The organism is Mucilaginibacter sp. P5_A4, assembly GCF_056400605.1.
On record NZ_JBFUKX010000043.1, the window covers coordinates 47811 to 58256 of the forward strand.

Genomic DNA, 10446 nt, shown 5'->3' on the forward strand with positions numbered 1-10446 from the left:
TGTTTACTCATTTGATCTCTTTTAACTTCGTCGAACTTTTTTCCACCTCCTTAAAATACAGGCGCAGGAAAAAGCCACATTGGCTATCTGTTTCGCACATTTCCACATCGTCTATAACGTAGGTCCAGTCGCCATTTTTAAAGGTATATGTCCGGCCACCCTGGGTACCTTGCGCTTCTTCAAGACCGTTGTTCAATATCAGATCTGGCTTTTCGGAATTTGGCCGGCCTTTGCTCCAGGAAACATAACGGATATTGTGATTAACCCTATCAAGTCTGATCAATAATTTAGTTGATTGCAGCACCAGTATATTTTCGTCCCAATGGTTAACGTCGGGGTACATTTTACTTTGGATTGCTTTGGTTAGCTGATTTTTTAATTCGATCTCGCGTTTTGAGCTATAGTTAATGGCTTTTAAATCGCCGGTTTCATTCAGCCAGATGTCGCCGTCAAAAGAGCCGCCAACTAACCCATATTCGCCATTATGCTCAAATATATCGGTATCATTATAAAGCGTCATCTTTTTCTTAAATGCCTCATCAAACAAAACTGGGAAATAGGCGATAAATTCTTTGGCATTGGTAATGTCTTTCAGTGGGTTTACTCTTTTAATAGGATAAGTTACCATCGTAGATAATTCCTTCGCTTTATTTGTTTTTATAAGCCTTACTATCTGTCTGTATCGTTTTATAATATCGGCGGGTATTTTGGCTTGTGCGTTTTGAATAACTAACAAAAACAGTGCGAGGTAAATTATCTTCTTCATCGGAATATGTAATTGTAAGGGCTAATTTAGTGTATATGAAAGATACATATGCATCGTTATATTGATAAAGGCTAATTAATTACCGCAATGGAAAACTCCGATATCACAGATCCGCTATTTCGCCAGGCTGTAGAAGCTATTGACCGGGGCGATATAATTACGTTGGAAGACCTGGTAACAAAAAACCTGCGGTTAATACATGATAGATTAAACTATCCCGACCCCGGATATTTTAAGGATCCGTACCTGCTGTGGTTTGTTGCCGATAACCCTATCCGCACGGGCAAATTAGCAGTTAATATTGTTGACATAACCAGGCTACTCATAGGGTTTGTAAAAAATAAGGCCGCGGATACCGCGCAGATGCAACTGGATTATACCCTGGGGCTGGTTGCAACCGGACGGATCCCTAAAGAATGCGGTGTACAAATTGAAATGATTGATGTGCTGATTGATGCGGGTGCAAAGCCCGGCGGCGGTTTGGGCGCATTGGCACACGGCAATATGGAAGCCGCTGCACACCTTATTGATCGGGGTGGTAAACTTACCTTGGCCGTAGCAATTGGCCTTGATAGGATGCCAGATGTTATTGATATGACAGCAACCGCAGGTAAGGAGGAATTATTGCTGGCGTTGGCTGTGGCCGGTTTTTATGGGAAACCCAATATGGTAGCCTATTTATTGAGTTTAGGGGCCGATCCAAATGGTTATCCTCAAAACAATGCCGGCTTTCATACACATGCTACGCCGCTGCACCAGGCTGTATACTCAGGTTCGCTTGATGCGGTGAAACTATTGGTTGAGGCCGGCGCAAGGCTTGATTTAAAAGATAAGGTTTACGAAGGAACGCCATTAGGCTGGGCAGAGTATATGGAAAAGGAAGAAAGCCCGGACGAACAGGTGAGAAGGAACTTTATAGCTATTGCCGAATATTTGAGGGGCATGAGCCCCAACCAAACTCTCCCCGGAAGTGAGGCTTAAATAAAAGTCAATCCGTAGTTTATACTAATATCACATTACTTGTTGTGTGTATAGATTAGCCGGAAGGGGGACTTTTTAGGGGAATATTTTTTTCGTTGTGCCCTCCGCTTTTACCATTATCTTTATGGCATCCCATTAGCTATATTTTTATGCCCCTACCTATAAAAAAAGTCATATTAAAAACACTCAAAATATTTGGCGTTACCCTGGTGAGCCTGTTAGCATTAATGTTTTTGCTGCCCTACCTTTTCCCGCAAACCATCACCAATAAAATAAAACAATGGGCTGGTGGCAGTATCAATGGCAAGCTCAATTTTTCGGGTACCAGCCTTTCGTTCTTTAAAAAATTCCCGGCGCTTACACTCACGCTGAATGATTTTTCGCTTAACGGCAGTGCGCCTTTTCAGGGTGATACGTTGGTGGCAGCTAAGGAGGTTTCACTGGCAATTGACCTATCGTCGGTGTTTAAAAGCAAAATCAATATCAACCGTATTTATTTAAGTAAAGCTACCATCAATATTGAGGTAGATAGTGCAGGGCATGCCAATTATAATGTGTACAAATCAAAAAACGCGCAGCCTGCCGCGGCGGCGGATACTGCAAGCGCCTCATTAGGTATTGAGCAGATATTGATAGAGAAAAGCCATTTAGTTTATAACGACAGATCAATACCAATGCTGGTTAATGCCAGCGATTTTAACTACAAAGGCAGCGGCGACTTAAGTAAAGATGTGTTTGACCTGTACACCCATACCGAAATTGGCTCGGTAGATTTTACTTACGCGGGGCAGCCTTACATCTTTCATAAAAAAGTAAATGCCGACCTGGTTACCAGCATTAATACAAAATCGTTTGCGTTTATATTTCAAAAAAATAACCTGATGATTAACCAGCTGCCTGTTGAGTTTAAAGGCCGGTTTGAGTTTTTAAAAGATGGCTATGGTATGGATTTCAGGATTAAATCTGAGCAAAGCGACCTGAGCGATATTTTTACCGCACTGCCTGCTCAATACGCCAAATGGATTGATGATACCGAGCTGAACGGAACCGGCAAAATCACCATGTCGCTTATTGGTAAATACATTGCCGCAACCAAAACCATGCCCGACCTGGATTTCAGCATGAAGGTGCGTAATGGTTTTATAGCCAATAAAAACACACCCGAACCGGTAAAAAATCTGTATCTCAATATGGATGCCAAAGTGCCCGGTTGTAATCCCGATAGTCTTAACCTGAATATTGATTCGGTATATTTCAATATCGGGAAAGATTATTTTGGTTCGGTGATTAAGGTAAAAGGTATCAAATCGCCAACTGTTTTTGCCAAGATCAATACAGAGATCGACCTGGAGAAATGGAACAAGGCCTTTGGTGTTAAAGCATTTGATGTAAGGGGCAGGTACTCCCTGCACATGATAGCCGATGGTAAATACACTACCGGGATAAAAAAGACAGGCATAAGGCATCACGTTGATACGGTGATAACCAGCATACCTAAATTTACGCTGCACTCGGGTTTCAGGGATGGATATTTTAAGTATTCCAAATTACCCGAAGGCATGAAAAACATCAGCTTTAACCTGGATGCCAATTGCCCCGACCATAACCCTGCGCACGCCACCATGGCCATGACCAACCTTAACATTAATGCACTAAATAACTATATAAAAGGCTATTTAAAATTGAGCAATACAGCCGGCGCTACGATTGATGCCAACCTGAAAGCGAAATTTAACCTAAGTGATATTAAACAATTTTACCCTGTGGATAGCATCGACCTGCGTGGCAACCTTGATGCTGATGTGCAAACCAAAGGCAGGTATATTCCCGAAAGAAGGATCTTCCCGGTTACCAACGCGCAGATTGATCTGCATGGCGGATATATTCAAACCAAATACTACCCGCACCCGCTGCAAAATATTGAGGTAAGCACAGCTATCAGCAATAATACCGGCTCATTAAAAGGATTGAAGGTGAATATCAAACCGGTATCCTTTACGTTTGAAGGCCAGCCCTTTATGCTGAAGGCTAACCTCAAAAACTTCGACGACTTGGATTATAGCATCAAATCGCAGGGCTCGCTGGATATTGGTAAAATTTACAAGGTGTTTGCTCTGGATGGCTACAATGTAAAAGGCCTTATCAGCACCAACCTATCCTTAAAAGGCAGGCAAAGCGATGCCACTGCCGGCCGGTATAATCAGCTGGCTAACTCGGGTACCATGAAGGTGAAGGATATTGCGCTCACGTCCGATTTGTTCCCTAAGCCGTTCCTGGTTAAAACAGGCCTGTTTAGCTTTAACCAGGATAAAATGAAGTTTGATAAGTTTACGGCCAACTACGGTAAATCGGTTATCGTGCTGGATGGCGCATTATCAAACGTGATAGATTATGCCCTTAAACCAAACTCACCCTTAAAAGGGGAGTTTAAACTAACAAGCGGACTTATTATCGCCGATGATTTTATGGTCTTTGCCGGCGGCCCGTCAACGCCAAAAGCCGCTAAACCGGGTGTTATCCTGGTACCCGCCAACCTCGATTTGAATTTTACTGCCGATGTAAAAAAGGTAAAATACAATGGCCTGGATATTAACGATGCCAAAGGGCAAATGAGCATTAGCAAAGGGCAGATTGTTTTAAAACAAACCGGTTTTACCTTGATAGGCGCCCCTGTAACCATGGATGCCACCTATGGCAGCATCAACCCGCAAAAAGCATATTTTGATTACCATATTGACGCCAGGGAGTTTGATATAAAAAGGGCCTACCGCGAGGTAAAGCTATTTCATGATATGGCCACATCTGCAGCAAATGCCGAGGGTATTGTATCGCTTGATTATAAACTGAGCGGCAAACTCAACAGCGATATGAAACCGGTGTATCCATCATTGAAAGGTGGGGGAGTACTATCGGTAAAAAAGGTTAAAGTAAAGGGTTTTAAACTGTTTGGCGCGGTAGGTAAACAAACCGGGCGCGATAGCCTGGGCGGCAAAAACGATGTAAGTAAAGTAGATATTAAAACCACTATAGCCAATAATATCATCACCATTGAGCGCACCAAAATGCGTATGGCCGGTTTCCGCCCGCGGTTTGAGGGGCAGGTAAGTTTTGATGGTAAGCTGAACCTGCAGTTTCGCCTTGGCCTGCCGCCATTGGGTATATTTGGCATCCCTATGACCATTACCGGCACACAGGATAAGCCAATTGTTCACCTGGGTAAAGGGAAGAAGGAAGATGAATTGAAGGAGACGGAGGAATAGATGTGCAGATGTGCGGATTTTAGATGTGCAGATTTTTTGCTATGATTTGTTTGCGGGGCCCGGAATATTGGCAATCATATCATACCTATCGGGGCCACCTATACCCAATGTTTGCAGGAGTTTTATTGAGTTTACGGCGCATTAACTTATGAGGGAGATTCATTAGCACGCACTGCCCATTTTTCGAGCTTATTAACCACATCATCTAACTTAAATGGCTTGCTTATATAGTCGTCCATACCTGCATCCATGCAAATTTTTAAGTCGGTTTGAAGTGCGTTGGCCGTCATCGCTATAATAAAGGGGCGTGCCGGGAAACGTTTTTTTATTATTTGCGTAGCTTCCAGGCCGTCCATTTTTGGCATTTGTACGTCCATTAAAATAATATCGAATGTTTTTTTATTAACCAAATCCAGGGCTTCCAGTCCGTCTGCTGCCAAATCAGCTTCATATCCCAGTTTATTCAAAACCTTCATAATCAGTTTTTGGTTCATCTGGTTATCCTCGGCAACCAAAATATTCAAAGGGTACTTTGCCGAAAAATTATCAGGTAACTTATGTTTTGCGGCATCGGCATGCAGTAGTTCATGAATGGGTAAATTTAAGTGTTTACCAAGTTCTTTTACAATATGCTTATGTAAAATATGTTGCTTGGCAGGTTTGGTTAATATAGAGCAAAAAAGGCCGGGATTATCTTTATGGAAAACATAGCTTATGGAGCTCAAAAGCATGATGGGTAATTCGGGGTATTTGTTGCGTATTAAGGTTGCCAGTTCAATTCCGTCCATAAACGGCATTTGCATATCGGTAATAACCAGCTTAAAATCATTATTATGTTGTGATAATATACTAAGTGCCTGTTTACCCGAATTAGCAATTACCGGGCTTAGCTTCCACTGTTCCAATTGACCTTTTAAAATGCGGCAATTGGTATCATTGTCATCAACAACCAAAATTTTACTGTTTTCAAAACCATTCATACTATGGTGTACCTGGGTTTGATCGGGCAGCAGGCTTTTGTGCGAGAGGATGGAAAAATGGAATGTGCTTCCTTTGCCAATTTCGCTTTCAACGCTGATTTTGCCGCCCATTAGTTTTACCAGTTGTTCGCTTATAACAAGGCCAAGGCCGGTGCCGCCGTACTGGCGGGTTGTTGATGAATCAACCTGCGAAAACGCTTTGAACAACCTGTGCAGCTTATCGGCAGAAATGCCAATACCTGTATCCTTTATCTCAAAGCTTAATTCGATGTGGTTGTCTTCTGAAGCGCTGAGCAGGTGTACTGCTACATAAATCTCGCCTTTTTTTGTAAACTTAATAGCGTTACTTATTAAATTGATCAGGATTTGGCGAAGCCTTAAACTATCGCCAACAATTTGCGACGGCACATCGTAGTCAATCTGGTAAACCAGGTCGAGTTTTAAGTGGGCAGCTTTTAAAGCAAAAACATCAAAAACTTCTTCAATACAGGTACGCAGGTTGAAATCTTTTTCCTCCAGCTCCATATTACCCGATTCTATTTTAGAAAAATCTAAAATATCGTTGATCACCGCCAACAAATCTTCGCCGCAGGTTTGTATCGATTCGGTAAAAGCACGTTGTTCTTCATCTAAAGGCGTTTCGGCAAGTAAAGAAGCCATCCCGATAACCCCATTCATAGGCGTTCGGATCTCGTGGCTCATTGTGGCCAAAAATATACTTTTAGCTTTGTTAGCTTCCGCTGCTTCAAGGGCCGATTTTCTTTCAATTTCTATTGCTTTGGCCAATTGCGCAGTGCGTTCTTTAACCTGGCGTTCCAGTTCGTCTTTTTGTTTCAATATAGCGCGCGTGCGGATGAGGTAAAATGTAGGCCCACCTGCAACAATAATCAAGATAATGATGAGCTTAAACCACCAGGTAAGCCAAAAAGGAGGTTTAATATAAATGCTGATAAATGCGCCTTTGTTATTCCATTTATCATCGTTATTAGATGCCTTAACCCTGAATGTATAATAACCCGGATCGAGGTTGGTATACGTAGCTGTTCGCTTATTGCCCACATAGTTCCAGTCTTTATCAAAGTTTTCGAGCTTATAAGCATATTGGTTTTTTTCGGGAATGGTATAGTTCAGGGCAGCAAATTCAAATGTAAATACCGATTGTTTGTAAGAAAGATTTATGGCGTTTGTTTCGCTAATATCTTTTTGAAGCGGTGAATTTTTACCGCCCGCGATAACCGGTTTGTTAAAAATCTGCAAACCTGTTATATAAACGGGAGGAATAAAGTTATTGTCTTTTAAACTATCGGGATAAAAAGTGCTGAATCCGTTAACGCCGCCAAAAAACATTTGCCCATCTGCAGTTTGAAAACGGGAGTGGCCTTTAAACTCATCTCCCTGCAACCCGTCAGAAATGCCATAGTTTCTGATGATTTTAGTTTTGGGATTAAACCTGGAAATCCCCTTGTTGGTGCTTAACCAGAAGTTGCCTTTCCCATCTTTCACAATAGTGTAGATCACATTATTTGGCAACCCTTCCCTTTCGGTATATATCGTAAATGTATGGCTGCGCTTGTTAAAATGGTTAAGGCCGCCGCCATTTGTACCTATCCACATCTCGCCATCATCTGTTTCGGTAACAGATTCGATAGTGTTGTTTGATATACTGTGTTTGTTTTCCTCATCATGCCGGTAATGCGTAAAACGGCCGGTTTTAGGGTTTAATATATCCAGGCCATTATCGGTACCTATCCACATATTGCCTTGCTTATCCTGGTATACGGTAGTAACAATATCGCCGCTCAGGCTGTTATTATCCCGGGGATTGTTCCTGTATTGGGTAAAAAGGCCGGTTTTTACGTCATAATAATTAAGGCCGCCTTTCCAGGTTCCTATCCATATATTGCCGTCATGGTCTTTATACATGTTGTTGATATCTGAAAGGGAAAGACTGCGCGGATTGTTAGCCTGGGGCATGTGATGCGTAAAGGTTCCCTTTTTTTTATCAAACAAATCAAAACCTCCTATATGATAGCCAATACCAATAAGGTTTTTATCTAATGGTACAATTGCCATTACATAATTATTACTTATGGTATTGCTGTTGTTGTCGTCATGCAGGTAATGAGTAAAGGTTTTCTTCTTCCTGTTAAATAAGTTGAGGCCGCCACCATCGGTACCAATCCAAATATTTTCATCTGTGTCGTCGCCCGAGATGGCCAGAACGATATTGTTGCTTAAACTATTTGGGTTGTTTGGGTTTTGACTGTAGGAGGTAAATTTATTACCAAACCCGGGCAAAAAGTTTATACCGCCTGAGTAAGTGCCAATCCAGGTATTTCCTGTATCATCCTTATATAAGCAATAAACAGAGTTACTGCCAAGGCTGTGATGGTCATTTGCATCAAATTTATAACTAACAAACTTATTAGCCTTGTAATCAAGTACGCTAATTCCGCCATTTTCGGTTCCTATCCACAGTTTGCCGTCGCCGCTTTCCAGCATCGAAAGAATATCATTATGGCTGATGCTGTTACTATTATTGGGGTTATGTTTAAAATTTATAAATGAATCGTTTTTGTTGTTGTATAATGCCAGCCCGCCGCCATGCGTTCCTATCCAAATATTGCCCTTACCATCTTTATATACAGCTTTTATCCAGCTGGCGCTAATACTTTTATTGTTGGCAGGGTCATGAACATAGCCAACAAACTTACCGTTTTGGGGATTAAAATGATAAAGGCCATCATCGGTTCCTATCCATAGCCAGCCATTATTATCCTGGGTAAGCTGGTTTATAAAATCGTTAACTAAACCGTTGGTGGTTTTATCTGTATGTGTGAATTTTTTAAATGAACCATTTGCCGCGTTAAATAAATACAAGCCTTTACTGGTGCCCAGCCAGATCCTCTTTTTATTATCTAAAAAAACAGACCGGACGGAGAAAGTTAAATTGTTACCTGAGTAATGGATAAATGTATTTGTTGCGCGGTCAAATTTGTCAAGGCCGCTTTCGGTTCCAATCCATAAATTACCGGCACCATCTTCCATAATAGCCAATACATAATTGTCAATAATGGTGGCTTTGTTTTTTTGGTCGTGTTTATAGTGTGTAAAATGATAGCCATCGTATTTATTTAGGCCATCCTCGGTTCCAAACCACATAAAGCCGCGGCTGTCTTTAATAATGGCAGTTACATGGCTTTGCGAAAGGCCTTCATTGGTACTAAGTCGTTTAAATTGCGGACTTTGCGATTGCGGGTAACACAGGCCGGAGTAAAGCAGGGATATACACGAAAAAAAAAGAAATATCAGCCTCATTTTATGGTGTTGGTGCTTTTCTTGTAAATGTATGTTGCGGTTAACTTATGGTTAAAATAAACAATACAAGCTATAAGCCAAATTGTAATTATGTTGGTTTGTTAACTCATAGGATGACCTTCGCTAAAATAATAAATTACCATTATAAAAAAACGCGTTTTTTTGGCTTTAGTATACTAATAGTTTACTTATTTAAATGATGGGTAACTGCCATTTTGTTTTTTAATTTTCAGTTTTTATAAAAGTGCCGGGCTGGTACTTATTAATAATGGAAAGGATTTTATTTTTTTTGCTTTTATAATAAATGCCGCAGGCTATATGGCTTTTGTTTTAAGTTAATCAGTGTTTTACATGGTACGGAAATAACCGGGAAATTGTTTCAGTTTATTGCCTTTTAGTTAAGTAGATGTCTCGCCATTATTGCGGGGCAAGCTTCCTCTAAATCTCCCCCGGAATGGGAGACTTGATAAATTCTTACGGCCCTCGTTTCCGGGGAGGGTTGGGGCGGGGCTGATGCTTCGTGCCTACCTATGAGGCATAAAGGCCTGTCAGTCTGAGCCTGTCGAAGACTCGTGCGGAGAGGCCCTTGCCCGCTATGCTTCGACGGAGATGAGTATGACGAATTCCGTTTTAGATAACCATCGGCTTTGAACGCTGGCATCGACTCACCCCAACCAGGCTTCGCCGGTCGACCCTCTCTCCGGCTTACGCCGCAAAGAGGGTGAAGCTCATTTTTTATTTTTTTTAGCCCCCTCTATGCGCGAAGCGGAGTGAGGGGCAGACGTCCGTTAGCTAACGGATCGTTGGGGTGAGTCGACTCGCAGCCATGCGATATACGTCATGTCCCTTTCAGAGTTTCGCGAAATATTATCACTACCCATGATGTATTTGCAAAAAAGCCATTTGTCATGCTTCACTCCGTTCACTGTTGTCCGGTAAAAAGTTTCATTGTTAAAAAAAGGATTGATTAGGAGATAAAAACAAGGATTTATGTTTTAAACCCGATGTCCAAGCCCCCCAATTTTAGTTGCCGGTCGTGAGCAGTTGCGACGGACAGCTTCTCGGGATCGTTCAGAAAGTTAAACAGATGGATATAACTCATCAGGTGCAGTCTGATAATAGAACTCAGATTAGAGAAAGC

Annotated in this window: 4 protein-coding genes; 2 read left to right on the forward strand and 2 right to left on the reverse strand. The window is 41.7% G+C overall.

All coding sequences use genetic code 11. The features are described 5' to 3' along the window. Nucleotides 1-7: 7 nt before the first annotated feature. Complete coding sequence (locus AC1DQW_RS21445) at nt 8-766, reverse strand: hypothetical protein (protein ID WP_477455927.1); 759 nt, start codon at nt 764-766, stop codon at nt 8-10. A gap of 87 nt (nt 767-853) precedes the next feature. On the opposite strand from AC1DQW_RS21445, the gene AC1DQW_RS21450 reads away from it, so the two are divergent. Both AC1DQW_RS21450 and AC1DQW_RS21455 read left to right on the forward strand, forming a co-directional pair. After that, nucleotides 854-1747: an ankyrin repeat domain-containing protein gene (locus tag AC1DQW_RS21450; protein ID WP_477455928.1), complete on the forward strand. Its 894-nt coding sequence runs from the start codon at nt 854-856 to the stop codon at nt 1745-1747. A gap of 149 nt (nt 1748-1896) precedes the next feature. Beyond that, a complete protein-coding gene (locus tag AC1DQW_RS21455; protein WP_477455929.1) occupies nt 1897-5007 on the forward strand; it encodes an AsmA family protein in 3111 nt (1036 codons plus the stop codon). A 146-nt stretch (nt 5008-5153) separates the two neighbouring features. Here the strand turns inward: AC1DQW_RS21455 and AC1DQW_RS21460 are convergent, their stop codons facing one another. Further along, entirely contained in the window at nt 5154-9305 is a 4152-nt protein-coding gene (locus tag AC1DQW_RS21460) for a two-component regulator propeller domain-containing protein (RefSeq protein WP_477455930.1), read from the reverse strand. Nucleotides 9306-10446 lie beyond the last annotated feature (1141 nt).